Origin of the sequence: Streptomyces sp. FXJ1.172, assembly GCF_001636945.3 — a bacterium.
In the GTDB taxonomy this organism is placed as follows: Bacteria; Actinomycetota; Actinomycetes; order Streptomycetales; family Streptomycetaceae; genus Streptomyces.
Genome location: NZ_CP119133.2, coordinates 1949360 through 1976117, shown reverse-complemented (window position 1 = coordinate 1976117; position 26758 = coordinate 1949360). Strand labels below are relative to the sequence as shown.

At 71.9% G+C, this 26758-nt stretch carries 25 protein-coding genes; 20 read left to right on the top strand and 5 right to left on the bottom strand.

Annotated features, from left to right (window positions below; translation table 11 throughout):
• Positions 1 to 56: 56 nt before the first annotated feature.
• Entirely contained in the window at positions 57 to 2498 is a 2442-nt protein-coding gene (locus A6P39_RS08865) for a Tex family protein (RefSeq protein WP_067053873.1), read from the bottom strand.
• 201 nt (positions 2499 to 2699) lie between these two features.
• Here A6P39_RS08865 and A6P39_RS08860 point away from each other — a divergent pair, with 201 nt between their 5' ends.
• Together A6P39_RS08860 and A6P39_RS08855 are read left to right on the top strand one after the other, a co-directional pair.
• Complete coding sequence (locus tag A6P39_RS08860) at positions 2700 to 3659, top strand: GlxA family transcriptional regulator (protein WP_067053871.1); 960 nt, start codon at positions 2700 to 2702, stop codon at positions 3657 to 3659.
• A 104-nt stretch (positions 3660 to 3763) separates the two neighbouring features.
• A complete protein-coding gene (locus tag A6P39_RS08855; RefSeq protein ID WP_067053869.1) occupies positions 3764 to 4414 on the top strand; it encodes a DJ-1/PfpI family protein in 651 nt (216 codons plus the stop codon).
• Here the strand turns inward: A6P39_RS08855 and A6P39_RS08850 are convergent.
• Positions 4386 to 5141, bottom strand: a complete 756-nt coding sequence (locus A6P39_RS08850) for an enoyl-CoA hydratase/isomerase family protein (protein WP_067053867.1) — start codon at positions 5139 to 5141, stop codon at positions 4386 to 4388. The two genes, A6P39_RS08855 and A6P39_RS08850, sit on opposite strands and share 29 nt — an antisense overlap.
• Before the next feature lie 108 nt (positions 5142 to 5249).
• Here A6P39_RS08850 and A6P39_RS08845 point away from each other — a divergent pair, with 108 nt between their 5' ends.
• Positions 5250 to 5849: an HdeD family acid-resistance protein gene (locus A6P39_RS08845; protein ID WP_067053865.1), complete on the top strand. Its 600-nt coding sequence runs from the start codon at positions 5250 to 5252 to the stop codon at positions 5847 to 5849.
• Positions 5850 to 6025: 176 nt separating this feature from the next.
• Complete coding sequence (locus A6P39_RS08840; protein WP_067054025.1) at positions 6026 to 6520, top strand: ATP-binding protein; 495 nt, start codon at positions 6026 to 6028, stop codon at positions 6518 to 6520.
• A 27-nt stretch (positions 6521 to 6547) separates the two neighbouring features.
• Here A6P39_RS08840 and idi read toward each other — a convergent pair whose 3' ends face one another.
• From idi to galE, 3 genes are all read right to left on the bottom strand, one after another.
• Positions 6548 to 7141, bottom strand: coding sequence for an isopentenyl-diphosphate Delta-isomerase (gene idi / locus A6P39_RS08835; protein WP_067053863.1), 594 nt, complete (start codon positions 7139 to 7141; stop codon positions 6548 to 6550).
• A 174-nt stretch (positions 7142 to 7315) separates the two neighbouring features.
• Positions 7316 to 8257 (bottom strand): cation diffusion facilitator family transporter, encoded by a 942-nt coding sequence (locus tag A6P39_RS08830; RefSeq protein ID WP_067053861.1) that lies wholly within the window; start codon positions 8255 to 8257, stop codon positions 7316 to 7318.
• Positions 8258 to 8426: 169 nt separating this feature from the next.
• The gene (galE, locus tag A6P39_RS08825; protein WP_067054024.1) at positions 8427 to 9398 is read right to left on the bottom strand and encodes a UDP-glucose 4-epimerase GalE; all 972 of its coding nucleotides are present in this window, start codon (positions 9396 to 9398) and stop codon (positions 8427 to 8429) included.
• Positions 9399 to 9713: 315 nt separating this feature from the next.
• Between galE and A6P39_RS08820 the strand changes: the two genes are divergently transcribed.
• The 16 genes from A6P39_RS08820 to ispG all read left to right on the top strand — a co-directional run bounded on the left by A6P39_RS08820 (position 9714) and on the right by ispG (position 26749).
• Positions 9714 to 11510 carry a DUF5941 domain-containing protein gene (locus tag A6P39_RS08820; RefSeq protein ID WP_067053859.1) on the top strand — a complete coding sequence of 599 codons (1797 nt, stop codon included), beginning with the start codon at positions 9714 to 9716 and terminating at the stop codon, positions 11508 to 11510.
• Positions 11507 to 12259 (top strand): phosphocholine cytidylyltransferase family protein, encoded by a 753-nt coding sequence (locus A6P39_RS08815; protein WP_067053856.1) that lies wholly within the window; start codon positions 11507 to 11509, stop codon positions 12257 to 12259. Before A6P39_RS08820 ends, A6P39_RS08815 begins: the two co-directional genes overlap by 4 nt.
• Positions 12247 to 13308, top strand: a complete 1062-nt coding sequence (locus A6P39_RS08810; RefSeq protein WP_067053854.1) for an iron-containing alcohol dehydrogenase family protein — start codon at positions 12247 to 12249, stop codon at positions 13306 to 13308. Before A6P39_RS08815 ends, A6P39_RS08810 begins: the two co-directional genes overlap by 13 nt.
• On the top strand, positions 13286 to 14065 hold the full coding sequence (locus tag A6P39_RS08805) for a CDP-alcohol phosphatidyltransferase family protein (RefSeq protein WP_079133725.1): 780 nt from the start codon (positions 13286 to 13288) through the stop codon (positions 14063 to 14065). The genes A6P39_RS08810 and A6P39_RS08805 overlap by 23 nt, the downstream gene beginning before the upstream one ends.
• A gap of 5 nt (positions 14066 to 14070) precedes the next feature.
• The gene (locus tag A6P39_RS08800; RefSeq protein ID WP_067053851.1) at positions 14071 to 14943 is read left to right on the top strand and encodes a glycosyltransferase family 2 protein; all 873 of its coding nucleotides are present in this window, start codon (positions 14071 to 14073) and stop codon (positions 14941 to 14943) included.
• 61 nt (positions 14944 to 15004) lie between these two features.
• On the top strand, positions 15005 to 15934 hold the full coding sequence (locus A6P39_RS08795) for an ABC transporter permease (RefSeq protein ID WP_067053849.1): 930 nt from the start codon (positions 15005 to 15007) through the stop codon (positions 15932 to 15934).
• 19 nt (positions 15935 to 15953) lie between these two features.
• Positions 15954 to 16760 carry an ABC transporter ATP-binding protein gene (locus A6P39_RS08790; RefSeq protein WP_067054023.1) on the top strand — a complete coding sequence of 269 codons (807 nt, stop codon included), beginning with the start codon at positions 15954 to 15956 and terminating at the stop codon, positions 16758 to 16760.
• 329 nt (positions 16761 to 17089) lie between these two features.
• Positions 17090 to 18016, top strand: a complete 927-nt coding sequence (hpnC, locus tag A6P39_RS08785; protein ID WP_107304499.1) for a squalene synthase HpnC — start codon at positions 17090 to 17092, stop codon at positions 18014 to 18016.
• Entirely contained in the window at positions 18013 to 18975 is a 963-nt protein-coding gene (hpnD, locus tag A6P39_RS08780) for a presqualene diphosphate synthase HpnD (protein ID WP_067053845.1), read from the top strand. Before hpnC ends, hpnD begins: the two co-directional genes overlap by 4 nt.
• Positions 18975 to 19235, top strand: a complete 261-nt coding sequence (locus A6P39_RS08775; protein WP_331454105.1) for a DUF6380 family protein — start codon at positions 18975 to 18977, stop codon at positions 19233 to 19235. The genes hpnD and A6P39_RS08775 overlap by 1 nt, the downstream gene beginning before the upstream one ends.
• The gene (gene hpnE, locus A6P39_RS08770) at positions 19232 to 20668 is read left to right on the top strand and encodes a hydroxysqualene dehydroxylase HpnE (RefSeq protein ID WP_067053843.1); all 1437 of its coding nucleotides are present in this window, start codon (positions 19232 to 19234) and stop codon (positions 20666 to 20668) included. Before A6P39_RS08775 ends, hpnE begins: the two co-directional genes overlap by 4 nt.
• 68 nt (positions 20669 to 20736) lie before the next feature.
• Positions 20737 to 21801: a polyprenyl synthetase family protein gene (locus A6P39_RS08765; protein WP_067053841.1), complete on the top strand. Its 1065-nt coding sequence runs from the start codon at positions 20737 to 20739 to the stop codon at positions 21799 to 21801.
• A 120-nt stretch (positions 21802 to 21921) separates the two neighbouring features.
• On the top strand, positions 21922 to 23946 hold the full coding sequence (shc, locus tag A6P39_RS08760; RefSeq protein WP_067053839.1) for a squalene--hopene cyclase: 2025 nt from the start codon (positions 21922 to 21924) through the stop codon (positions 23944 to 23946).
• A gap of 1 nt (position 23947) precedes the next feature.
• Positions 23948 to 24589 carry a phosphorylase family protein gene (locus A6P39_RS08755; RefSeq protein ID WP_067053837.1) on the top strand — a complete coding sequence of 214 codons (642 nt, stop codon included), beginning with the start codon at positions 23948 to 23950 and terminating at the stop codon, positions 24587 to 24589.
• A gap of 5 nt (positions 24590 to 24594) precedes the next feature.
• Positions 24595 to 25617 carry an adenosyl-hopene transferase HpnH gene (gene hpnH / locus A6P39_RS08750; RefSeq protein WP_067053835.1) on the top strand — a complete coding sequence of 341 codons (1023 nt, stop codon included), beginning with the start codon at positions 24595 to 24597 and terminating at the stop codon, positions 25615 to 25617.
• Between the two features lie 4 nt (positions 25618 to 25621).
• Positions 25622 to 26749: a flavodoxin-dependent (E)-4-hydroxy-3-methylbut-2-enyl-diphosphate synthase gene (ispG, locus tag A6P39_RS08745; protein WP_067053833.1), complete on the top strand. Its 1128-nt coding sequence runs from the start codon at positions 25622 to 25624 to the stop codon at positions 26747 to 26749.
• The last annotated feature ends 9 nt before the right edge of the window (positions 26750 to 26758 follow it).

The following is a 26758-nucleotide window of genomic DNA, read 5'->3' as shown; positions in this document are numbered from 1 at the left end:
GCCGTCGTCCTCGTGCGCGGGGGGCCGCAGCGCTGACGGCTCCGGCCCCGCCCGCCTCAGCGCTTCTTCGGGTCCAGCAGACCCGCGCGGCGCAGCGCGTCGGCCATCGCGCTGTTGGCCGGTGCCGGCGCCTGCCGCCCGCCCCGGTCGCCGCCGCCACGGCCCTGCCGCTGGCCCTGGCCCTGGCCGCTCTGCCGCTGGCCCTGGCCGCCCTGGCCGCCCTGGCGCTGCTGGGGCGGCCGGCCGCCGCGCTGCTGCCGGCCGCCGCCGCCCTGGCCGCCCTGCACGGCCGCCTCGTCGTCCAGGCGCAGGGTCAGCGCGATCCGCTTGCGCGGGATGTCCACGTCCAGGACCTTCACCTTGACGATGTCCCCGGGCTTGACGACGTCGCGCGGGTCCTTGACGAAGGTCTTCGACATCGCCGAGACATGCACCAGGCCGTCCTGGTGGACACCGACGTCCACGAACGCGCCGAAGGCCGCCACGTTCGTCACCACGCCCTCCAGCACCATCCCGGCGGCGAGGTCGGAGATCTTCTCCACGCCCTCCTTGAAGGTGGCCGTCTTGAAGGCGGGACGCGGGTCGCGCCCCGGCTTCTCCAGCTCCTTGAGGATGTCGGTGACCGTCGGCAGACCGAAGGTGTCGTCCACGAACTCGGCGGGCCTCAGCGAGCGCAGGACGCCCGTGTTGCCGATGAGGGAGGCCACCTCCTGGCCGCTGGTCCTCACCATGCGGCGCACCACCGGGTACGCCTCCGGGTGCACGCTGGAGGCGTCCAGCGGGTCGTCGCCGCCGCGGATGCGCAGGAAGCCCGCGCACTGCTCGTACGCCTTCGGGCCGAGCCGCGCCACCTTCTTCAGCTCCGCACGGGAGGCGAACGGGCCGTTCGCGTCCCGGTGCGCCACGATGTTCTCGGCGAGGCCGGAGGAGATGCCCGATACCCGGGAGAGCAGCGGCACGGACGCGGTGTTGACGTCCACGCCGACGCCGTTCACACAGTCCTCGACGACCGCGTCCAGCGAGCGGGACAGCTTCACCTCGGACAGGTCGTGCTGGTACTGGCCGACGCCGATGGACTTCGGGTCGATCTTCACCAGCTCGGCCAGCGGGTCCTGCAGGCGCCGGGCGATGGAGACCGCGCCGCGCAGCGACACGTCCATGTCGGGCAGCTCGCGCGAGGCGTACGGCGAGGCCGAGTACACCGACGCGCCCGCCTCGGACACCATCACCTTGGTGAGCTTCAACTCCGGGTGCCTGGAGATCAGTTCACCGGCGAGCTTGTCGGTCTCGCGGGACGCCGTGCCGTTGCCGATCGCGACCAGGTCGACCGCGTGCTCCTTCGCGAGCCGGGCCAGCTTGCCGAGGGCCTCGTCCCACTTGTTGGCCGGGACGTGCGGGTAGATGACATCGGTCGCGACGACCTTGCCGGTGGCGTCGACCACGGCGACCTTCACGCCCGTACGGAAACCGGGGTCCAGGCCCAGCGTCGCGCGCGTGCCGGCCGGGGCGGCCAGCAGCAGGTCGCGCAGGTTCGCCGCGAACACGTTCACCGCCTCGTCCTCGGCGGCCGTGCGCAGCCTAAGGCGCAGGTCGATGCCGAGGTGGACGAGGATGCGGGTGCGCCAGGCCCAGCGGACGGTGTCCGTCAGCCACTTGTCGGCGGGGCGGCCCCGGTCGGCGATCCCGAACTTCGAGGCGATGATGGCCTCGTAGGAGGAAGGAACCGAGGGGGACTCGGCCGGCTCCTCGGGCTCCAGGACGAGGTCGAGGACCTCCTCCTTCTCGCCGCGCAGCATCGCGAGGATGCGGTGCGAGGGCAGCTCGGTGAACGGCTCGGCGAAGTCGAAGTAGTCGGCGAACTTGGCGCCCGCCTCCTCCTTGCCGTCCCGCACCTTCGCGGCCAGGCGCCCGCGCACCCACATGCGCTCGCGCAGCTCGCCGATCAGGTCGGCGTCCTCCGAGAACCGCTCGGTGAGGATCGCCCGCGCGCCGTCCAGCGCCGCCTGCGGGTCGGCCACCCCCTTGCCGGCGTCCACGAACGCGGCGGCGGCCGCCAGCGGCTCCACCGTCGGGTCGCCCAGCAGGCCCTCGGCCAGCGGCTGAAGGCCCGCCTCGCGCGCGATCTGCGCCTTGGTGCGCCGCTTGGGCTTGTACGGCAGGTAGATGTCCTCCAGGCGCGCCTTGGTCTCGGCGCTGCGGATCTGCGCCTCCAGTTCGCCGGTGAGCTTGCCCTGCTCGCGCACCGACTCCAGGATCGCCGCCCGGCGCTCCTCCAGCTCCCGCAGGTAGCGCAGCCGCTCCTCGAGCGTGCGCAGCTGCGCGTCGTCGAGCATCTCGGTCGCTTCCTTGCGGTAGCGGGCGATGAAGGGCACCGTCGAACCGCCGTCGAGCAGCTCCACCGCGGCCTTCACCTGCCGCTCCCGTACGCCGAGTTCCTCGGCGATCCTGCCTTCGATGGATCCCACGCTGATGGATCCGCTGGACCCGGGTGTCGTCACGATCCCGTACCGCCTTCTCCACTGAGGTTGCGCGGCAATTGTGGCAGGTGGCACCGACAACCGGTGATCAGGGCGCCACACCGGCGGGCCGCCGGTGGCGCACCACGCGTCACCGCTCGTCACGCAGGAGCGCCGCCCATGGCAGGAAAGGTGGGAAACTCGTCATTGCGGCCATGTCCCGGGCGTCGAAGAATCGGTGGCATGCCGCAGCGCACGCTCCTCTTCGTCCTGTTCGACGGCGTCCAGAGCCTCGACGTCACCGGCCCGCTCGAGGTGTTCGCCGGCGCCGAGAAGTTCACGCCGGGGACGTACCGGATCCGTACGGCCTCCCTGGACGGCGGCCCGGTGCGCACCTCCAGCGGCCTGACCCTCGTACCCGACGAGGCGCTCGCCGCGGCGCCCGATCCGCACACCCTGCTGGTCCCGGGCGGCGAGGGCACCCGCGCCGCCGACCCGCGGCTGATCGAGTGGCTGCGCGCCCACGGCCCGCGTGCCCGGCGCCTCGTCTCCGTGTGCACCGGCGCCGTCCTGCTCGCCGCCGCCGGTCTGCTCGACGGCCGCCGGGTGACGACCCACTGGGCCTACTGCGACAAGCTGGCCCGGGACCACCCGGCCGTCACCGTCGAACCGGAGCCCATCTACGTCTGTGACGGGGACGTCGCCACCTCGGCCGGGGTGACCTCCGGCATCGACCTGGCCCTCGCGCTGGTGGAGGAGGACCTGGACCGCGATGTCGCGCTCGCCATCGCCCGGCACCTGGTGGTCTTCCTGCGCCGGCCCGGCAACCAGGCGCAGTTCAGCGCCCAGCTGGCGGCCCAGACCGCACAGCGCGCGCCCCTGCGGGAGGTCCAGCGGTGGATCACCGAGCACCCGGCCGGCGACCTGACGGTCGAGTCCCTCGCCGCCCGCGCCCGGCTGTCACCGTGCCACTTCGCACGCGCCTTCCGGGAGGAGACGGGCATGACCCCCGGCCGCTACGTCGACCGGGTCCGCCTCGAACACGCCCGCCGCCTGCTGGAGGACGCCGCGGACGGCATCGAGGAGGTCGCCCGCGCCAGCGGTTACGGCACCCCCGAGGCCATGCGCCGCGCCTTCCTGCGCACCCTCGGCACACCCCCCGCGGAATACCGCAGACGCTTCCACCCGGCCCCTGCCCGCTGACCGCCACGGCGCCCGCCGGACACCGGGCAGGGAGCGCACCGGCCACGGCACCGCCGGCAACCACCGGGCCCCACGCCCGCCCGGCACCCACGAAGGAGCCCCTCATGCAGATCGCCCTGGTCGTCTACGACCGCTTCACCGCCCTGGACGTCGTCGGGCCCTACGAGATCCTCAGCCGGCTGCCGGGCGCGCACCTCACCTTCGTCGCCGAGCGGTCCGGGCCCGTGCGTACCGACACCGGATTTCTCGCCGTCACCGCCGATCAGGCCCTGGAGGAGGTGCCGGGCCCCGACCTGGTGGTGGTCTCCGGCGGTCCCGGCACGGCGGCGCAGCTGGAGAACCAGGTCCTGCTGGACTGGCTGCGCGCGGCCGACGCGGCGAGCACGTGGACGACCTCGGTCTGCTCGGGCTCGCTGCTGCTCGCCGCCGCGGGACTGCTGCGCGGCCGGCGCGCGACCAGCCACTGGGCCGCCCTGGAGACGCTGGAGGAGTTCGGTGCCGAACCGACCGGTGAGCGGGTGGTGACCGACGGCAAGTACGTCACCGCCGCCGGGGTCTCCTCCGGCATCGACATGGCGCTCACCCTGACCGGCCGGATCGCGGGCGACGAACACGCCCAGGCCGTCCAGCTGCTGACCGAGTACGACCCCCAGCCGCCCTATGACGCCGGTTCCCCGGACAAGGCGCCCGCGCACCTCGTCGAGGAGGTCCGCGCGGGTGGGCGGTTCAGCCTGACGCAGGCACGCTCCAGGTGAAGCGCGGCCGGCGGCGCTCCAGGAACGCGGCGACCCCTTCCGCGGTGTCGGGGTTGCCGTGCGCCTGCCGCGCCCAGTGGGCGTCCCGGTCCGTGCGGCCGTCGGTGAACTCCTTCGCGGCACACTGGGTGAGCTGCGAGCGGGAGACCAGGATCCGGGTCAACTCCGCCACCCGCTTGTCCAGTTCGCCGTCCGGCAGCACCTCGTCCACGAGCCCGGTGCGCAGCGCCCGCTGGGCGTCGATCAACTCGGCCGTGAACAACAGGTACTTGGCGGTGGCCGGGCCGACCAGCGACACCAGCCGGCGGGTCGAGGAGGCCGGATAGACGATGCCGAGCCGCGCCGGGGTCACGCCGAACAGCGCGCTCTCCTCCGCCAGCCGCAGATCGCAGGCCGCCGCGAGCTGCGCCCCGCCGCCCACGCAGTGCCCGCGCACCGCGGCGAGGGCCGGCTTGGGGAACGCGGCCAGCGCCTCCTCGGCCGCCACCGCCAGCTCCTGCGCCTCCTGCGGCGAGCCCTGCAGCGTGCTGATGTCCGCACCCGCGCAGAAGGTCGGGCCCTGCCCGGTCAGCACCAGCGCCCGTACGCCGGGATCGCGCGCGAACGCGTCCAGCAGCGGCGGCAGCGCCCGCCACATGGCTGCCGTCATGGCGTTGCGCTTGGCCGGGTGATGGATGACGACGGTGGCGACGGCGCCTTCGACGTGGTGGGACAGCTGGGGCTCCATGCGCGGATCGTATCCGGGGGCGGCAGGGGCGGGGAGTTACGGAATCCCGCCCAGCGGGGACAAAAGGGAAAGGGGGGTGTGAAGAAGGCGGCTGCCGAGGAGGCTGCGATGGCCAGGGCCGGCAAGAGCACGGACAGGGCGGCGACACTGCGCCGCGGCTTCGGGATGCTCGCGGCGCTCGGCGTGGTGCTCGTGCTCGCCGGACTCGTCGGACTCGTCTACACCGCGGCCGCCACGCTGACCTCCATGCTGCTGTTCGGCTGGCTGCTGCTGATCGGCGGGATCGTCGGCCTGCTGCACGCGATCCAGGCCCGCGGCACCAGCTTCTTTTGGCTGGGTGTCGTGGTCGCCGCCCTGAACATCGCCGCCGGCATCGTCGTCATCCACCTGCCCCACGCGGCGGCGGCCGCCCTCACCATGTTCGCCGCCCTGCTGTTCCTCTCCGCGGGTATCTTCCGGCTGGTCGGCAGGCTGGTCGTGCGCGGTCCCCAGTTCGGCTGGACCCTGCTGCTCGGCGCCTTCGACCTGCTGCTCGGGATCCTGGTCCTCGGCTCCTGGCCGAGCAGCAGCCAGTACGTGATCGGTGCCTTCTTCTCGCTCGCCCTGCTCTTCGACGGCCTCGGACTCCTGGCCACCGGCCACGGCGGGCGCCGTATCGTCGGGCTCGTCTCGGGGAAGGGCGGGGCCGAACCCGTACAACCCGAATAGTTCGCGAACCGGCGTCCGCAGGGACAGGAAGCAGTCCCACACGTGACCGTGTCATACGCATTCGGTCACAAAGTGTTCGATACCCGCTGACTTGTGTTCAGGCATTCGGGCCGGAGCCGATCGTTACCAACACTCGACGTGTGGTGACAATCGAGCGCGAGGGTGGCGACCGGACGATGGACAACCACGGGCGCGGGGACGGCCCGCGCCCAGCGGGGGGCGCCGAGCGGCCGCCCGACCCACTGCCGTACGAGGGCGTCTGGCGGTTCACCGCTCCCGCCGTGGACGCCTCGGTCCCGCAGGCCCGGCACGCCGTGAGGGACCTGCTGCTGCGCCAGGGCGTACCGGTCTCCGACGAGCTGGTCCACGGCCTGCTGCTGATCGTCTCCGAGCTGGTCACCAACGCGGTCCGGCACGCGGCGCTGCTGTCGCCGGTGCTGGCCGTGGAGGTCGCCGTCGGAGCCGAGTGGGTGCGGGTGTCCGTGGAGGACAACCATCCCTACCGGCCGACCGCCCTTGAGGCCGACCACGGCCAGACCGGCGGCCGGGGCCTGCTGCTGGTGCGTGAGGTGGCGCGGGAGGCGGGCGGCGCGGTGGACGTGGAGCACACCGCGAGCGGCGGCAAGGTGATCTGGGCCGCCCTGCCGCTCAAGCCCCCGGCACTGCCGTAGCGGTGCTCACCGGCGCCGCGGCGCAGCTCACCAGCCCGCGGACGGCCCGGTCAGCTCCCTGATCGCGGGACGGGCGGCATCCAGCACGGTCATGAACCAGGCCGAGAACGGGTCGCGGGCATGCCGCTCCGCCAGCTCGGCCGCCGTCACGAAGGCGGCCTGGGCGACCTCGTCCGCATCCGGCGCGAGCGGGGCCTGCACCAGGCCGACGAACAGGTGGTTGAACTCCTGCTCGACCAGGCCCGAGGCGGGGTCCGGGTGGTTGTAGCGGACCGTGCCCGCCTCCGCAAGCAGCGACGGCGACACGCCCAGCTCCTCGAAGGTGCGCCGGGCGGCCGCCGCGAACGGCGCCTCGCCCGGGAAGGGGTGTCCGCAGCAGGTGTTGGACCACACGCCGGGGGAGTGGTACTTGCCGAGCGCCCGCTGCTGGAGGAGCAGCCGGCCCTGCTCGTCGAAGAGGAACACCGAGAACGCGCGGTGCAGCTGTCCGGGCGGCTGGTGGGCGGCCAGCTTCTCCGCCGTACCGGTCGTCACACCCTTCTCGTCGACCAGTTCCAGCAAAATCGCCTCTGCGGTGCCCTCCGACGAGCTGTGCGTCGCGGTGGCAGGTGTGATCGGCATACCCATCCTTCGCCTCGTTCTTCGCACCCCCAGTCTGCCGTACGAATCCGGCACTCCCGGCACTTCCCCGCACGTCCGCGCGCGGCGCCGTACCGGGACGGGGACCCGGTAGATCATCGTGCCCGGCGTGCCGCGCGGGGAACCGCCCTCAGGGGCGAACGCCCGCACGTACGTTCAGTGGCACAGGCGTGCCTCGTGCTCCGCGTGCCCGCCCGGCTCCAGCTGGAAGGTGCAGTGCTCCACGTCGAAGTGGTCGCCGAGGCAGCCCTGCAGCTCGTGCAGCATCTTCTCGTGGCCGATGGCGCTCAGCACGTCCGAGCTGACCACCACGTGCGCCGACAGCACCGGCATGCCCGAGGTGATCGTCCAGGCGTGCAGGTCGTGGACGTCCTCCACGCCGTCCAGGGCGAGGATGTGGGTGCGCACCTCGGTCATGTCGACGTCCTTCGGGGCCGCCTCGAGCAGGACGTCCAGCGTCTCGCGCAGCAGCTTCAGCGTCCTCGGCACGATCATCAGCCCGATGACCAGCGAGGCCACCGGGTCGGCCCGCTGCCAGCCGGTGGTCAGGATGACGACCGCCGAGACCAGCACCGCGAACGAGCCGAGCGCGTCGGCGGCCACCTCGAGGAAGGCGCCGCGCACGTTCAGGCTCTCCTGCTGCCCGCGCATCAGCAGGGACAGCGAGATCGAGTTCGCGACCAGGCCGATCAGACCGAACACGACCATCAGCCCGCCGTGGGTCTGGGCGGGTGTCATGAACCGCTCGATCGCCTCGTACAGCACATAGCCGCCGACCCCGAGCAGCAGGACGCAGTTGGCCAGGGCGGCGAGGATCTCGGCGCGGGCGTAGCCGAAGGTGCGGTTCGTGCTCGGCGGGCGGTTCGCGAAGTGGATCGCGAGCAGGGCCATGCCGAGGCCCACCGCGTCGGTCGCCATGTGCGCCGCGTCCGCGATCAGCGCGAGCGAGTCCGCGGCCAGGCCGCCGACGATCTCGACCACCATGATCGTGAGGGTGATGCCCAGCGCGATCCGCAGCCGCCCGCGGTACGCCGCCGCGGCCGTACCCGTGGCCGGCGCATGACTGTGCGCGTGCCCGTGGTCGTGCCCTGCCCCCATGGAGAAACCACCCTTCCTGTGCCCTTGCGGGATCCGTCCGGCAGGTTCAGTGAACTACGGGTGGGGGGTATGGGGCAACGCGGCATTGAACACCGTTGTCATGTGCCCTGACCTGCGGAAACGTTCCGCAGGTCAGAGCGCTGCGAGTTCGGCGGACGAGGCTTCGCTCTCAGGCGGAGCGGTGCAGTTGCCAGCCCTGCCAGGCCGAGGTGACCATCTCGCGCACATCGCGCCGGGCCCGCCAGGCCAGCTCCCGCTCGGCCCGCCCGGCCGAGGCGACCGCGCGCGGCGCGTCCCCCGGCCGGCGCCCCTCCACCACGGGCTCCCGGTGGTCCCCGGTGACCTCCCCGATGACCGTGATCAGCTCCCGCACCGAGACGCCCTCGCCGCGCCCGATGTTCAGCGTCAGGTCCCCGGACAGGTCACCGCCGGCGAGCCGCCGGGCCGCCGCCAGGTGCGCGTCGGCGAGATCGGCCACGTGGATGTAGTCCCGGACGCAGGTGCCGTCCGGGGTCGGATAGTCGTCCCCGAAGATCCGCGGGGCCTCGTCACGGGTGAGCCGGTCGAAGACCATCGGCACGATGTTGAACACGCCCGTGTCCGCCAGCTCCGGCGCCGCCGCGCCCGCCACGTTGAAATAGCGCAGGCACACCGTGGAGATCCCGTGTGCCCGCCCCGCCGCCCGTACCAGCCACTCCCCGGCCAGCTTGGTCTCGCCGTAGGGGTTCACCGGGACACAGGGGGTGTCCTCGGTGATCAGGTCCACGTCCGGATTGCCGTACACGGCCGCCGACGAGGAGAACACCAGCCGCCGGATCCCGGCCTCGGCCACCGCGTCCAGCAGCGTGGCGAGGCCGCCGACGTTCTCCCGGTAGTAACGGGTGGGCTCGGCGACCGACTCCCCGACCTGCTTGCGCGCCGCGAGATGCACGACGCCCGTGACGCCGTACTCCGCCAGGACCCGCTTCAGCCGGGCCCCGTCCAGCGTCGAGCCCCCGACGAGCGGCACGTCGGCGGGCAGCCGCGCGGGCACCGCCGCCGACAGGTCGTCCAGCGCCACGACGCTCTCCCCGGCGCCGGCCATGGCCCGTGCCACGTGCGCCCCGATGTATCCGGCTCCGCCGGTGATCAACCATGTCATGGTCGCCCAGCCTAGGGGGTGACGTTCGGACGCCGGCATGATCCGAACGACACCCCCTGAGCCGGCCTCCTGTCCTTGAGGGTGTCCCGGTTGCCCGGGTCTGCGCCGGCGGTTTGTGGGCCGGGCCCCGGATCACCGATGATGATCGCGGCAAAGGCCGGGGCAGTCCCCGTGGGCCGGGCCGTTAACGGCCGGTGAACGTGGGCTCCGGCCCATCCGGTAGCCTTCGCCGACATGCCGCCCGGGTGCCACAGGCAGGCGCCCCATCAAGCAAGCGACCGGCGCCCGCAGCCGGCACCCAGGGAGTGAGTTCGGTTGTCGACCGCCATCGTCACCGGTCAGCCGGTTCCCGGATCGTCGTTGGAGAACGATCTGCGGTCCCTCGGCTTCGACGTCCGGGTGGCGGCGGACCCCGCCGAGGCAGAGGCCCTGCTCGCCGCGGCTCCCGCCGCCGAGCGCGTGGCCCTGGTCGACGCCCGCTTCGTCGGCCACCCGCACGCGCTGCGCCTCGGCCTGACCGACCCGCGCTTCGAGCTGTCCGCCGTCCCCGGCGCCGTCACCGCCCAGCCGGCCGCCCGGCAGGCGCTGACCCGGGCCGTGGCCCGCCAGACCTCCGTGGGCGGCGGTACGGCCCTCGCGGTCGACAGCCTCGCCGACCAGGTCGTCACCGCCCTCGACGCCGACGGCGGCGAGGTGCACCGGCCCGAGCTGGGCAGCCTGGTCGCCGCCGTCCCCGCCGACCCGCAGGCCCGCAACGAGGCCCGGCAGGCCGTGGCCGCCGTGGACGACGAGGCCGTACGCCTGAAGTCGGCCGTGAAGTCCCGCGACGGCTTCTTCACCACGTTCTTCATAAGCCCCTACTCGCGCCACCTCGCCCGCTGGTGCGCCCGCCGGGGCCTGACCCCGAACCAGGTCACCACGGCCTCGCTGCTCACCGCCCTGATAGCGGCCGGCTGCGCGGCGACGGGCACGCGCGCGGGGTTCGTCGCGGCCGGCGTGCTGCTGATCGCCTCCTTCGTGCTGGACTGCACCGACGGCCAGCTCGCCCGCTACTCCCTGCAGTACTCCACGCTCGGCGCCTGGCTGGACGCCACCTTCGACCGGGCCAAGGAGTACGCCTACTACGCGGGCCTCGCCCTCGGCGCGGCCCGCGGCGGTGATGACGTCTGGGCCCTCGCGCTCGGCGCGATGGTCCTGCAGACCTGCCGGCACGTGGTCGACTTCTCCTTCAACGAGGCCAACCACGACGCGACCGCCAACACCAGCCCCACCGCCGCCCTCTCCGGCAGGCTGGACAGCGTCGGGTGGACGGTGTGGGTGCGGCGGATGATAGTGCTGCCGATCGGCGAGCGCTGGGCGATGATCGCGGTCCTCACCGCGGCCACGACCCCCCGGATCACCTTCTGCGTCCTGCTCGCCGGCTGCGCCTTCGCGGCGGCGTACACCACCGCCGGCCGGGTGCTGCGCTCCCTGACCCGCAGGGCGAAGCGCACCGACCGGGCCGCCCGCGCGCTCGCGGACCTCGCGGACAGCGGGCCGCTCGCGCAGGGGCTGACCCGGATCGCCCGGCGGGTGCCGTGGCGGGCCCCGGCGTACACCGCCCTGGCCGGCGGCGCCGTCGTCGCCCTCGCCGCCTGCCTCGCCCCGTACGGCAGCTGGTGGCCCGTCCTGGGCGCCGTCCTCTACGTCCTGCAGTCCCCGCTCGCCGTCGTCCGCCCCCTCAAGGGCGCCCTCGACTGGCTGGTCCCGCCCTTCTTCCGGGCCGCCGAGTACGGCACCGTGCTCATCCTCGCCGGCAAGGCCGGGGTGAACGGAGCGCTTCCCGCGGCTTTCGGGCTGGTGGCCGCCGTCGCCTACCATCACTACGACACGGTGTACCGCATCCGCGGCAACGCCGGAGCACCGCCCGCCCGGCTGGTGCGTGTCATCGGAGGGCACGAGGGGCGGACGCTGCTCGTCGCCGTCCTCGCCGCGGTGCTCACCGCTGCGCAGTTCACGGTCGCGCTCACGGTCCTCGCCGTGGCCGTGGCCCTCGTGGTGCTCGCCGAGAGCATCCGCTTCTGGGTGTCCGCAGGGGCACCCGCCGTACACGACGAAGGAGAACCCGCATGATCGGCCTCGTGCTGGCGGCCGGCGCCGGAAGGCGCCTGCGCCCCTACACCGACACCCTGCCCAAGGCGTTGGTGCCGGTGGGGCCCGCGGGCACAGAGGGCGAACCGACGGTCCTGGACCTGACCCTCGGCAACTTCGCCGAGATCGGCCTGACCGAGGTCGCGGTCATCGTCGGCTACCGCAAGGAGGCCGTCTACGAGCGCAAGGCGGCACTGGAGGCGAAGTACGGCCTCAAGCTCACCCTGATCGACAACGACAAGGCCGAGGAGTGGAACAACGCCTACTCCCTGTGGTGCGGCCGTGACGCCCTCAAGGACGGCGTGATCCTCGCCAACGGCGACACCGTCCACCCGGTCTCCGTCGAGAAGACCCTGCTCGCCGCGCGTGGCGAGGGCAAGAAGATCATCCTCGCCCTCGACACCGTGAAGTCCCTCGCGGACGAGGAGATGAAGGTCGTCGTCGACCCCGGCAAGGGCATGACGAAGATCACCAAGCTGATGGACCCCGCCGAGGCCACCGGTGAGTACATCGGCGTCACCCTGATCGAGGGCGACGCCGCTCCCGACCTGGCCGACGCGCTGAAGGCGGTCTGGGAGACCGACCCGCAGCAGTTCTACGAGCACGGCTACCAGGAGCTGGTCAACCGCGGCTTCCGGATCGACGTGGCGCCCATCGGCGACGTCCAGTGGGTCGAGATCGACAACCACGACGACCTCGCCAAGGGCCGGGAGATCGCGTGCCGCTACTGACCCGGCTCATTCCCTCGCCGGTCGTCGTGGACATCCGCCCGGGTGCCCTGGACGACCTGGCCGGTGTCCTCGCCGACGAGCGCATCGCGCAGTCCGGCCGGCTCGCCGTCGCCGTCAGCGGCGGCTCCGGCGCCAAGCTGCGCGAGCGCATCGCCCCCACGCTGCCCGGCGCCTCCTGGTACGAGGTGGGCGGCGGCGGCCTCGACGACGCGATCCGGCTGGCCGGCGAGATGAAGTCCGGCCACTACGACGCCGTGGTCGGGCTCGGCGGCGGCAAGATCATCGACTGCGCCAAGTTCGCCGCGGCCCGCGTCGGCCTGCCCCTGGTCGCCGTGCCGACGAACCTCGCGCACGACGGTCTGTGCTCGCCGGTCGCCACCCTCGACAACGACGCCGGGCGCGGCTCCTACGGTGTGCCGAACCCGATCGCCGTCGTCATCGACCTGGACGTGATCCGCGAGGCCCCGGCCCGTTTCGTCCGGGCCGGCATCGGCGACGCGATCTCCAACATCAACGCGGTCGCGGACTGGGAGCTGTCGAACCGGGTCACCGGCGAGAAGGTCGACGGTCTCGCCGCGGCCATGGCCCGCCAGGCCGGCGAGGCGGTCCTGCGCCACCCCGGCGGCATCGGCGACAACGACTTCCTCCAGGTGCTCGCCGAGGCGCTGGTGCTCACCGGCATCTCGATGTCGATCTCCGGCGACTCCCGGCCCGCCTCGGGTTCCTGCCACGAGATCAACCACGCCTTCGACCTGCTGTTCCCCAGGCGGGCGGCCGCCCACGGCGAGCAGTGCGGCCTCGGCGCGGCCTTCGCGACGTATCTGCGCGGGGCCCACGAGGAGGCGGCCCACACCGCCGAGGTGCTGCGCCGGCACGGGCTTCCGGTGCTGCCGGAGGAACTGGGCTTCACCGTGGACGAGTTCGTCCGCGCCGTGGAGTTCGCTCCCGAGACCAGGCCGGGCCGCTACACGATCCTCGAACACCTCGACCTCAAGCCGAACCAGATCAAGGACGTCTACGCCGACTATGTCAAGGCCATCGGTAGCTGAACTCCGTCCGGTCGTCCACCCCGCCGGGGTGAAGGACCGGCGCAGCGGTGAGCACTGGATGGGACGCCTCTACATGCGTGAGGTGTCCCTGCGGGTCGACCGCTACCTGGTGGGCACCAGGGTCACGCCCAACCAGCTCACGTACCTGATGACCGTCTTCGGCGTGCTCGCGGCCCCGGCCCTGCTGGTGCCGGGGATCTGGGGCGCCGTGCTCGGCGTGGTCTGCGTCCAGCTGTACCTGCTGCTGGACTGCGTCGACGGCGAGATCGCGCGCTGGAAGCAGCAGTACTCGCTGAACGGCGTCTACCTGGACCGGGTCGGCGCCTACCTGACCGACGCCGCGGTGCTCACCGGCTTCGGGCTGCGCGCCGCCGACCTGTGGGGCAGCGGCCGTATCGACTGGCTGTGGGCCTTCCTCGGCACGCTGGCCGCGCTCGGCGCCATCCTGATCAAGGCCGAGACCGACCTCGTCGGCGTCGCCCGCCACCAGGCGGGCAAGCCGCCGGTCCAGGAGGCCGCCGCCGAGATGCGCACCTCCGGCATGGCGCTGGCCCGCCGGGCCGCCGCCGCCCTCAAGTTCCACCGGCTGATCCTCGGCATCGAGGCGTCCCTGCTGATCCTGGTCCTCGCGATCGCCGACCAGGCGCGCGGTGACCTGTTCTTCTCCCGGCTGGGTGTCGCGGTCCTCGCCGGCATCGCCCTGCTGCAGACCCTGCTGCACCTGGTGTCCATCCTCGCCTCCAGTAGGCTGAAGTGAGTGCCGTGAAGGTCGGCGCCGTCATCATCACCATGGGCAACCGGCCCGAGGAGCTGCGGGCCCTCATCGACTCGGTCGCGAAGCAGGAGGGCGACCCGGTCGAGGTGGTCGTGGTCGGCAACGGCTCACCCGTGCCGGACGTCCCCGAGGGCGTCAGGACGATCGAGCTGCCCGAGAACCTGGGCATCCCGGGCGGCCGCAACGTCGGCATAGAGGCCTTCGGGCCGAGCGGCCGGGACGCCGACATACTGCTGTTCCTCGACGACGACGGCCTGCTCGCCCGGCACGACACCGCCCAGCTGTGCCGCGAGGCGTTCGAGGCCGACCCCGCGCTCGGCATCATCAGCTTCCGCATCGCCGACCCCGAGACCGGCCGGACCCAGCGCCGCCATGTGCCCCGGCTGCGCGCCTCCGACCCGATGCGGTCCTCGCGCGTCACCACCTTCCTCGGCGGCGCCAACGCCGTGCGCACCCGTGTCTTCGCGGAGGCCGGGACCCTGCCGGACGAGTTCTTCTACGCCCACGAGGAGACCGACCTGGCCTGGCGGGCCCTGGACGCCGGCTGGATGATCGACTACCGGTCGGACATGGTCCTGAACCACCCGACGACCGCGCCCTCGCGGCACGCGGTGTACCACCGCATGGTCGCCCGCAACCGCGTCTGGCTGGCCCGCCGCAACCTGCCCGCGCTCCTGGTCCCCGTCTACCTCGGCGTCTGGCTGCTGCTCACGCTGCTGCGCCGCCCGTCCGTACCGGCCCTGAAGGCCTGGTTCGGCGGCTTCAAGGAGGGCTGGACGGCTCCGTGCGGCCCGCGCCGTCCCATGCGCTGGCGCACGGTGTGGCGGCTGACCCGGCTGGGCCGGCCTCCGGTGATCTGAGAAGCTTTCTCTTACCAGAAGAGAGCAAGCTTCTTACCCGAGAGAGTCCGGATTTCCACTCGTGAGTCACACAACGCATGACGGCGGTGTCGCGGTGAGCGCGATACCGTCGCCCGACGAGGGACTGACGGCCGCGCAGCTCGCCGCCAAGTACGGGCTCGCCGTGAGCGGCGCCCGTCCCTCACTGCCCGAGTACGTCCGCCAGCTGTGGGGCCGGCGCCACTTCATCCTCGCCTTCTCCCAGGCGAAGCTGACGGCGCAGTACAGCGAGGCCAAGCTCGGCCAGCTGTGGCAGGTGGCGACGCCGCTGCTGAACGCGGGCGTGTACTACTTCATCTTCGGCGTCATCCTGCACGCGAGCCGCGGCCTGTCCCAGGACGTGTACATCCCGTTCCTGGTCACCGGCGTGTTCGTGTTCACCTTCACGCAGAGTTCGGTCATGTCGGGTGTCCGGGCGATCTCCGGCAACCTGGGCCTGGTGCGCGCCCTGCACTTCCCGCGCGCCTCGCTGCCCGTCTCCTTCTCGCTCCAGCAGCTCCAGCAGCTGCTCTTCTCGATGATCGTGATGTTCGTCGTGGCGATCGGGTTCGGCAGCTACCCGAGCCCGGCCTGGCTGCTGATCGTGCCGGTCCTGCTGCTGCAGTTCCTGTTCAACACCGGGCTCGCGCTGATCGTGGCCCGCATGGGCGCGAAGACACCCGATCTCGCCCAGCTGATGCCGTTCGTCCTGCGCACGTGGATGTACACCTCGGGCGTCATGTTCTCCATCAGCAAGATCATGGAGGGCCGCTCCGAGATCGCCGTACGACTGCTCCAGGCCAACCCCGCCGCGGTCTACATGGACCTGATGCGCTACGCGCTCATCGACGGCTACGGCGCCGCCAACCTGCCGCCGCACGTGTGGGCCATCGCGCTGTTCTGGGCCGTGGCCGTCTTCGCCGGCGGCTTCGTGTACTTCTGGCAGGCGGAGGAGAGGTACGGCCGTGGCTGAGCGGAACGCCGGGCAGGGCATCCCCGGGCAGAACGCCGGGCAGGGCAGCCCCGGGCCGGACGCCGGCGGGCGCCGTCCCACCGTCATCGCGGAGGACCTGCACATCGTCTACCGCGTCAACGGCGCGAAGACCGGCAAGGGCAGTGCCACGGCGGCGCTGAGCCGGATCGTCGGGCGCGGCCGGGAACGGGGCGTGCGCACGGTGCACGCCGTGCGCGGGGTCTCCTTCACGGCCTGCCGCGGTGAGGCCATCGGCCTGATCGGCTCCAACGGCTCCGGCAAGTCGACCCTGCTGCGTGCCATCGCCGGCCTGCTGCCCGCGGAGCGCGGCAAGGTCTACACCGACGGCCAGCCCTCGCTGCTGGGCGTCAACGCGGCCCTGATGAACGACCTCACCGGTGAGCGCAACGTCATCCTCGGCGGTCTCGCCATGGGCATGCCCCGGGAAGAGATCAAGGAGCGCTACGAGGAGATCGTCGGCTTCTCGGGGATCAACGACAAGGGCGACTTCATCACCCTGCCCATGCGGACGTACTCCTCCGGCATGGCCGCCCGGCTGCGCTTCTCCATCGCCGCCGCCAAGGACCACGACGTCCTCATGATCGACGAGGCCCTCGCCACCGGCGACCGGGGGTTCCAGAAGCGCTCCGAGGAGCGCATCCGGGAACTGCGCAAGCAGGCCGGAACGGTCTTTCTGGTGAGCCACAACAACAAGTCCGTCCGCGACACCTGTGACCGAGTCCTGTGGCTGGAGCGAGGCGAGCTGCGGATGGACGGGCCGACCGAAGAGGTACTCGGGGAGTACGAGAAGTTCACGGGGAAGTAGCCTGTTTTCGGCCAGGGGCCCGCCGGTCTCCCTCCGGCCGGGCCCCGAGCCGCAAAGGAAACGTCAACTCGGGCTGGAGCAAGGAATCTTGACGTCGATCGGTGCGTTGTTGTGATGTGCAGGACACCCCGGCGAACCTCGATGCGTTGTACAACGTAAGCTGTACCAGTGCCGGAAAGCGGCAAGTGGGGCGATAATGCACGACACCCTGCGCCAGGGCGCCCCGTGAATTACCGGGCGGCGTGTCCGAAATAGTGTGTATTGGGTCGGCAGTGTAGAACGGGAGATGTGACGGCAATGGCTACGGAAACTCCCCAGCTCAACGCAGCATGTGCCGTCCCCGCCCCGGGCAGCGCCCTGTGACGGCCACCGAAGCGGCGCCGGGCCTGGAGCGCGCCACCCTGGACAAGGCCGCGAGCGAGAACTTCCCCGTGGCCCCCTTCTTCCTGCCCCGGGCGTGGCGCGACGACCTCATGGCCGTCTACGGCTTCGCCCGTCTCGTGGACGACATCGGCGACGGCGACCTGGCGCCCGGCGGTGCCGACGCCCGTCTGCTCGGCGTGTCGCCCGCCGCGGCCGAGGACCGGCTGGTCCTCCTCGACGCCTTCGAGGCGGACCTGCGCCGGGTCTTCGACGGCACCCCGCGCCACCCCCTGCTGCGCCGCCTGCAGCCCACCGTCCGCCGCCGCGGCCTGACGCCTGAACCCTTCCTCGGCCTGATCGCCGCCAACCGCCAGGACCAGCTCGTCAGCCGGTACGAGACCTACGACGACCTCCTGGCCTACTGCGAACTGTCGGCCAATCCCGTCGGCCGCCTCGTCCTCGGTGTCACCGGTACCGCGACCCCCGAGCGGATCCGGCTCTCCGACGCGGTCTGCACCGCGCTGCAGATCGTCGAGCACCTCCAGGACGTCGCCGAGGACCTCGGCCGCGACCGGATCTACCTCCCGGCCGCCGACATGAAGCGCTTTCACGTGCAGGAAGCGGATCTTGGCGTGAAAACCGCAGGCGCATCAGTGCGCTCCCTGGTTGCATACGAAGCACAACGCGCCCGCGATCTGCTGAATGAAGGCGCCCCCCTCGTGGGTAGCGTCCACGGCAGGCTGAAGCTGCTGCTCGCAGGGTTCGTGGCGGGGGGAAGGGCGGCGATCCGGGCGATCGCCGCCGCCGAATACGACGTACTTCCCGGCCCGCCCAGACCCGGCAAGGTCCAGTTGCTGCGTGAGGCGGGCGTGATCCTGCGAGGAGAGGGGTGATCCGGACCGTGGAGTCTGCGTCGCACGTGTCCGCGCCGGTACTCGCCGCCTACAGCTACTGCGAGGCCGTCACCGGGCAGCAGGCCCGTAACTTCGCGTACGGCATCCGGCTGCTGCCCACGTCCAAGCGCCGCGCCATGTCGGCGCTGTACGCGTTCTCCCGGCGCGTGGACGACATCGGCGACGGCGACCTGCCCGGCGAGACCAAACTGACCCGCCTGCAGGACACCAGGGCGCTGCTCGCCCGGGTCCGCGAGGGCGAGGTCGGCGAGGACGACACCGACCCGGTGGCCGTCGCCCTCGCCCATGCCGCGCGTGCCTTCCCGATCCCGCTCGGCGGGCTGGACGAGCTGATCGACGGCGTCCAGATGGACCTGCGCGGGCAGACGTACGAGACCTGGGACGACCTGAAGGTCTACTGCCGGTGTGTCGCCGGTGCCATCGGCCGCCTCTCGCTCGGCGTGTTCGGCACCGAACCGGGCGCGCGCGGCGCCGAGCGCGCTTCCGAGTACGCCGACACGCTCGGCCTCGCCCTGCAGCTCACCAACATCCTCAGGGACGTCCGCGAGGACGCCCAGGGCGGCCGTACCTATCTGCCCGCCGACGACCTGGCCAAGTTCGGCTGCTCGGCCGGGTTCGACGCGCCGACGCCACCGGAGGGCTCCGACTTCGCGGGCCTCGTGCACTTCGAAGTGCGACGGGCCCGCGCCCTGTTCGCCGAGGGCTACCGGCTGCTCCCCATGCTCGACCGGCGCAGCGGCGCCTGCGTGGCCGCCATGGCCGGCATCTACCGCAGGCTGCTGGACCGTATCGAGCGCGACCCCGAGGCCGTGCTGCGCGGCCGGGTCTCGCTGCCCGGACGCGAGAAGGCCTATGTCGCCGTGCGCGGACTGTCCGGGCTCGACGCCCGCAACGTGACCCGCCACGCCGGCGCGAGGTCCGTCCGGAGGCGCGCCTGATGGACCTCACCGAACCAGGAGACATGGGGGAGGCAACCCTCCACTGCGGCGTGGCGTCCCAGACTGCGACGGCCGGGCGTGCACCGTTCACCCTGCACGCCGGGCAGGCCTGCGGCGCCCCGAAAGGGCGCGGGGCCGTGCCGGACATGCGGCTGCCGCCGCGTGGGCACGATCAGCCACGACGGGCCCGTGCGCGATCGACGGCCCGTCACGGCACTCCCTGCGGAGCGCTTGGGCACGCATGGAAGGACGCACGATGACCGACGGCTCACGCCCCGCACCGGCGCACGCTGACACCGCGGGAGCCGAGGGGGCGGCAGGCCGCAGTGCCGTAGTGGTCGGCGGCGGGCTCGCCGGGATCACCACCGCGCTCGCGCTCGCGGACGCGGGCGTCCGTGTCACTCTGCTCGAAGGCAGGCCGAGGCTGGGCGGCCTGGCCTTCTCCTTCCGACGCGGCGAGCTGACCGTCGACAACGGCCAGCACGTGTACCTGCGCTGCTGCACCGCCTACCGCTGGTTCCTCGACCGGATCCGGGGCACCGCGCTGGCACCGCTGCAGGACCGCCTGGACGTGCCCGTCGTCGACGTCGCCAAACCCGAAGGACGACGGCTCGGCAGACTGCGGCGCGACCCGCTGCCCGTCCCCCTCCACCTGGGACGCAGCCTGGCCGCCTATCCGCATCTCTCGCTCGCCGAGCGTGCCGCGGTCGGGCGGGCCGCGCTCGCGCTCAAGGGACTCGACCTCGCCGATCCGGTCCTGGACACCCAGGACTTCGGCAGCTGGCTGGCCGCGCACGGCCAGTCGGCGCGCGCCGTCGAGGCCCTGTGGGACCTGGTCGGGGTCGCCACCCTCAATGCGGTCGCGGGCGACGCCTCGCTGGGGCTCGCCGCGATGGTGTTCAAGACCGGTCTGCTGTCCGACCCGGGCGCGGCCGACATCGGCTGGGCCCACGTACCCCTGGGCGAACTGCACGACCGGCTGGCCCGCAAGGCGCTCGACTCCGCGGGCGTCCGTACCGAGGTCCGTACACGCGTCACCTCCATCTCTGCAAACGACAACGGGACGTGGAGCGTTCAGGTTCCCGGCGAGACGCTGCAGACCGACGCGGTCGTCCTCGCCGTACCCCAGCGCGAGGCGCACGACCTGCTGCCGCCCGGCGCGCTGGACAGTCCCGGGCGACTGCTCGGCATCGGTACCGCGCCGATCCTCAACGTGCACGTCGTCTACGACCGCAAGGTGCTCGCCCGCCCCTTCTTCGCCGCCCTCGGCACCCCCGTGCAGTGGGTCTTCGACCGCACGGACGCCTCCGGGCTCGCCGAGGGGCAGTACCTGGCGCTGTCGCAGTCGGCCGCGCACGACGACATCGACGCCCCGGTCGCCGTCCTGCGCGAGCGCTACCTGCCGGAGCTGGAGCGGCTGATCCCGGGCACCCGCAGTGCCGTGGTGAAGGACTTCTTCGTGACCCGGGAGCGCACGGCGACGTTCGCCCCCGCCCCCGGCGTCGGGCGGCTGCGGCCCGGCGCCCGCACCAAGGCCCCCGGCCTGTACCTGGCCGGAGCGTGGACCGCCACTGGGTGGCCCGCGACCATGGAGAGTGCGGTCCGCAGTGGAGTGAGCGCGGCCGACGCCGCGCTGAGCGCCCTGGGCCGGCCCCGCCCCCGCCGTCTCTTCGCCTTCGAGGAGGCGGCCTGATGCTCAAGCAGCACCGGCCGGGCCCCCGCACCCCCGGCACCGCAACAAGAGGAGAGACTGTGCCCACTGTGCCCCCGGCCCCGACCCCCGCTCGGAGGACCGCGGTGGACGTGACCGCGCTGCTGGAGCGCGGCCGGACCCTGACCACACCGGTCCTGCGTACGGCCGTCGACCGTCTCGCGCCTCCCATGGACACCGTCGCCGCCTACCACTTCGGCTGGATCGACGCGGCCGGGAACCCCGCCGACGGCGACGGCGGCAAGGCCGTACGGCCCGCCCTCGCCGTGCTCTCCGCCGAGGTCACCGGCGCCGCCCCCGAGGTGGGCGTGCCGGGGGCCGTCGCCGTCGAACTCGTCCACAACTTCTCGCTGCTGCACGACGACCTGATGGACGGCGACGAGCAGCGCCGGCACCGCGACACCGTCTGGAAGGTGCACGGCCCCGCCCAGGCCATTCTGGTCGGCGACGCCCTGTTCGCCCTCGCCAACGAGGTCCTGCTGGAGCTGGGCACCGTCGAGGCCGGGCGCGCCACGCGCCGTCTGACCTCCGCCTCCCGCGCCCTGATCGACGGTCAGGCGCAGGACATCTCCTACGAGCACCGCGACCGCGTCAGCGTCGAGGAGTGCCTGGAGATGGAGGGCAACAAGACCGGCGCGCTGCTCGCCGCCTCCAGCTCCATCGGCGCGGTCCTCGGCGGCGCGGACGACGCCACCGCCGACGCGCTGGAGAAGTACGGCTACCACCTCGGCCTCGCCTTCCAGGCCGTCGACGACCTCCTCGGCATCTGGGGCGACCCGGAGGCCACCGGCAAGCAGACCTGGAGCGATCTGCGCCAGCGCAAGAAGTCCCTGCCGGTCGTCGCCGCGCTCGCGGCCGGCGGCTCGGCCTCCGAGAAGCTCGGCGAGATCCTCGCCGCGGACGCCAAGAGCAGCGACTTCGCGAACTTCTCCGAGGAGGAGTTCGCGGCCCGCGCGGCCCTGATCGAGGAGGCCGGCGGCCGCGAGTGGACGGCGGACGAAGCACGCCGCCAGCACACCATCGCCATCGAAGCCCTCGACGCCGTCGACATGCCCGGCCGGGTCCGGGACGCCTTCGCGGCGCTCGCCGACTTCGTCGTCGTACGAAAGAGATGATCATTATCGGCTCGATAAGCCTCGCGTAGTCGCCGGCCGGTGTCACACGTACGACGCAGGACACCGGCCGACGGCGGACCCACAGCAGCACGACTCGCACGACTGCACGAAGGGGAAGCCATGACAGCGACGACCGACGGAAGCACCGGGGCGACCCTGCCGTCCCACGCGGCCGCGGCCAGCGACACCACCGTCACCACCCCCGAGGCGGCCGGGGTGCACGAAGCCGCCGCAGGCGCCGCCCGGCGCGCCACCGACTTCCTGCTCGCGCGGCAGGACGACGAGGGCTGGTGGAAGGGCGACCTGGAGACCAACGTCACCATGGACGCCGAGGACCTGCTGCTCCGTCAGTTCCTGGGGATCCGGGACGAGAAGACCACACAGGCCGCCGCGATGTTCATCCGCGGCGAGCAGCGCGAGGACGGCACCTGGGCCACCTTCTACAAGGGCCCCGGTGAACTGTCCACCACCATCGAGGCGTACGTCGCCCTGCGCCTGGCCGGCGACGCGCCCGAAGCACCTCACATGGCCCTGGCCGCGGCCTGGATCCGCGAGCGCGGCGGGATCGCCGCCGCCCGGGTCTTCACCCGGATCTGGCTCGCCCTGTTCGGCTGGTGGAAATGGGAGGACCTGCCCGAACTCCCGCCGGAGCTGATCTACTTCCCCACCTGGATGCCGCTCAACATCTACGACTTCGGCTGCTGGGCCCGGCAGACCATCGTGCCGCTGACCGTCGTCTCGGCCAAGCGGCCGGTGCGTCCGGCGCCGTTCCCGCTGGACGAGCTGCACACCGACCCCGCCCGTCCCAACCCGCCCAAGCCGCTTGCTCCGGTGACGAGTTGGGACGGCGCCTTCCAGCGGCTGGACAAGGCGCTGCACCAGCTGCGCAAGGTCGCCCCGCGCAGGCTGCGCAAGGCGGCGATGGACTCGGCCGCCCGCTGGATCATCGAGCGGCAGGAGAACGACGGCTGCTGGGGCGGCATCCAGCCACCGGCCGTGTACTCGGTCATCGCCCTGCACCTGCTCGGCTACGACCTCGAGCACCCCGTGATGCGCGAGGGCATCGCCTCGCTGGACCGTTTCGCCGTGTGGCGGGAGGACGGCGCCCGGATGATCGAGGCCTGCCAGTCCCCGGTGTGGGACACCTGCCTCGCCACCATCGCGCTCGTCGACGCGGGGCTGCCCGCCGACCATCCGCAACTGGTCAAGGCGGCCGACTGGATGCTCGGCGAGGAGATCGTGAGGCCCGGCGACTGGTCCGTGAAGCGGCCCGGGCTGCCGCCGGGCGGCTGGGCGTTCGAGTTCCACAACGACAACTACCCGGACATCGACGACACCGCCGAGGTCGCCCTAGCGCTGCGCCGGGTCGGCCACCACGACCCCGGGCGCGTGGACAAGGCCATCGGGCGGGCGGTGCGCTGGAACCTCGGCATGCAGTCGAAGAACGGCGCCTGGGGCGCCTTCGACGTCGACAACACCAGCCCGTTCCCCAACCGGCTGCCGTTCTGCGACTTCGGTGAGGTCATCGACCCGCCGTCGGCGGACGTCACCGCGCACGTCGTGGAGATGCTCGCCGCCGAGGGCTTCGCCCACGATCCGCGCACCCGGCGCGGCATCGACTGGCTGCTCGCCGAACAGGAGCCGAACGGCTCGTGGTTCGGCCGCTGGGGCGTCAACTACGTCTACGGCACCGGGTCGGTGGTGCCTGCCCTGACCGCGGCCGGGCTGCCCGGCTCGCACCCGGCGATCCGGCGGGCCGTGGCCTGGCTGGAGAGCGTGCAGAACGACGACGGCGGCTGGGGCGAGGACCTGCGCTCCTACAAGGACGTCAAGGAGTGGAGCGGCCGGGGCGCCTCCACCGCCTCGCAGACCGCGTGGGCGCTGATGGCGCTGCTCGCGGCCGGGGAGAAGGACTCCAAGGCCGTCGAGCGCGGCGTGCGGTGGCTGGCCGGCACCCAGCGCGAGGACGGCAGCTGGGACGAGCCGTACTTCACCGGCACCGGTTTCCCCTGGGACTTCTCCATCAACTACCACCTGTACCGGCAGGTCTTCCCGCTCACCGCGCTCGGCCGGTACCTGCACGGCGACCCCTTCGAACGGGGCCTGCTCGCCAGGAAACCCCACCCCGAGGTCAAGGCGGGCTGAGGTGAGCACCCAGCCCGCCCCGGCCCCGCTGCTGATCGCCTGCGCGCTCGGCATCGAGCACTTCGCCCTGCGCACCGGCGACCGGAGCGGGGCGGACGGGCCGGTCACCTTCCTCCGCACGGGCATGGGGCCCCGTGCGGCGGAACGCTCCGTCACCCGGCAGCTCGCCGTCCCGGCATTCGCCGACGCGTCCGTGCTGGCCACCGGCTTCTGCGCCGGGCTCGCCCCCGGTATGCACCCCGGTGACCTGGTGGTCGCCGAGGGGACCCGGGACCCGCGCGGCACCGTCCCCTGCGTGGGCACCGAGCTGCTGGTCAAGGAACTCGTGCGCCTGCTGCCCGGCCGCACGGTCCACACCGGGCCGCTCACCGGCTCGGACCACGTCGTCCGCGGCCCGGAGCGCGCGCAGCTGTGCGCGACGGGTGCGATCGCGGTCGACATGGAGTCGGCCGCCACGCTCCTCGCCGCCGCCGGCACCGGTGAGCGTCCGGTTGCGGCCGTCCGGGTGGTCGTGGACGCCCCAGAACATGAACTCGTCCGGATCGGAACGGTACGCGGTGGAATATCAGCTTTCCGTGTTCTTCGTTCCGTACTTCCCGCATTTTTTGAATGGCACCGTTCTTTGCTGCTCCCCAGGAGGTGAGCCAGATGGCCATGCCGCTGCGTCAGACCATCAAGGTCGCTACATACTTGTTCGAACAGAAGCTCAGGAAGCGGGACAAGTTCGCCCTGCTGGTCGAGTTGGAGCCGCTGTTCGCGTGCAACCTCAAGTGCGAGGGCTGCGGCAAGATCCAGCACCCGGCGGGCGTGCTCAAGCAGCGCATGCCCGTGGCGCAGGCCGTGGGAGCGGTGCTGGAGTCCGGAGCGCCGATGGTGTCCATCGCCGGCGGCGAGCCGCTGATGCACCCTCAGATCGACGAGATCGTACGGCAGTTGGTGGCCAAGAAGAAATACGTCTTCCTGTGCACCAACGCGCTGCTGATGCGCAAGAAGATGGACAAGTTCAAGCCCTCGCCGTACTTCGCGTGGGCCGTGCACGTCGACGGGCTGCGCGAGCGGCACGACGCCTCCGTGGCCAAGGAGGGCACCTTCGACGAGGCGGTGGAGGCCATCAAGGAGGCCAAGCGGCGCGGCTTCCGGGTGACCACCAACTCGACCTTCTTCAACACGGACACCCCGCAGACCGTCATCGACGTGCTGAACTTCCTCAACGACGACCTGAAGGTGGACGAGATGATGCTCTCGCCCGCCTACGCCTACGACAAGGCCCCCGACCAGGACCACTTCCTCGGCGTCCAGCAGACCCGGGAGCTGTTCAAGAAGGCCTTCTCGGGCGGCAACCGCGCCAAGTGGCGGCTCAACCAGAGCCCGCTCTTCCTGGACTTCCTCGAGGGCAAGGTCGACTTCCCGTGCACCGCGTGGGCGATCCCGAGCTATTCGCTGTTCGGCTGGCAGAAGCCCTGCTACCTGATGAGCGACGGCTATGTGTCCACCTACCAGCAGCTGCTGGAGGAGACCGACTGGGACAAGTACGGCCGCGGCAAGGACCCGCGCTGCGACAACTGCATGGCGCACTGCGGCTACGAGCCCACCGCCGTCCTCGCCACCATCGGTTCCCTGAAGGAGTCGCTGCGGGCGATGCGCGAGACCGTCACCGGGAACCGGGAGTGACGCCGTGAGCGCCGTTCCCCTGGGCGTTCCCGAGGTGCCGGCCCGGCCGGTCGCGCCGCGGCGGCGGTCGCGGCAGATCCACGTCGGGCCGGTGGCGGTCGGGGGCGGGGCCCCGGTGTCGGTGCAGTCGATGACGACGACCCGTACGTCGGACATCGGTGCCACCCTGCGGCAGATCGCAGAACTCACCGCGTCCGGCTGCCAGATCGTCCGCGTCGCCTGCCCCACGCAGGACGACGCGGACGCCCTCGCCGCCATCACGGCGAAGTCGCAGATCCCGGTGATCGCGGACATCCACTTCCAGCCGAAGTACGTGTTCGCGGCGATCGAGGCCGGCTGTGCGGCCGTGCGGGTCAATCCGGGCAACATCAAGAAGTTCGACGACCAGGTGAAGCAGATCGCGCACGCGGCACGGGACCACGGCACCCCGGTCCGGATCGGGGTCAACGCCGGTTCCCTGGACCGGCGGCTGCTGCAGAAGTACGGCAGGGCCACGCCCGAGGCGCTGGTCGAGTCGGCCCTGTGGGAGGCCTCGCTCTTCGAGGAACACGGCTTCGGCGACATCAAGATCTCGGTCAAGCACAACGACCCGGTCGTGATGATCGAGGCCTACCGCCAGCTCGCCGAACAGTGCGACCATCCGCTGCACCTGGGCGTCACGGAGGCCGGTCCGGCGTTCCAGGGCACCATCAAGTCGGCGGTCGCCTTCGGGGCGCTGCTGTCCCGGGGCATCGGCGACACCATCCGCGTGTCGCTGAGCGCGCCGCCGGCCGAGGAGGTCAAGGTCGGCATCCAGATCCTTCAGTCCCTCGGCCTCAGGCAGCGACGGCTGGAGATCGTCTCCTGTCCGTCCTGCGGCCGGGCCCAGGTGGATGTGTACAAGCTCGCCGAAGAGGTCACGGCGGGGCTGGACGGCATGGACGTGCCGCTCAGGGTCGCGGTGATGGGGTGTGTGGTCAACGGTCCGGGCGAGGCCCGCGAGGCCGACCTCGGGGTTGCCTCGGGCAACGGAAAGGGGCAGATCTTCGTGAAGGGCGAGGTCGTCAAGACCGTGCCCGAGCCGAAGATCGTCGAGACCCTCATCGAGGAGGCCATGAAGCTCGCCGAGCGGACGAGCCCCGCAGACAAGTGAGTTGAGGCA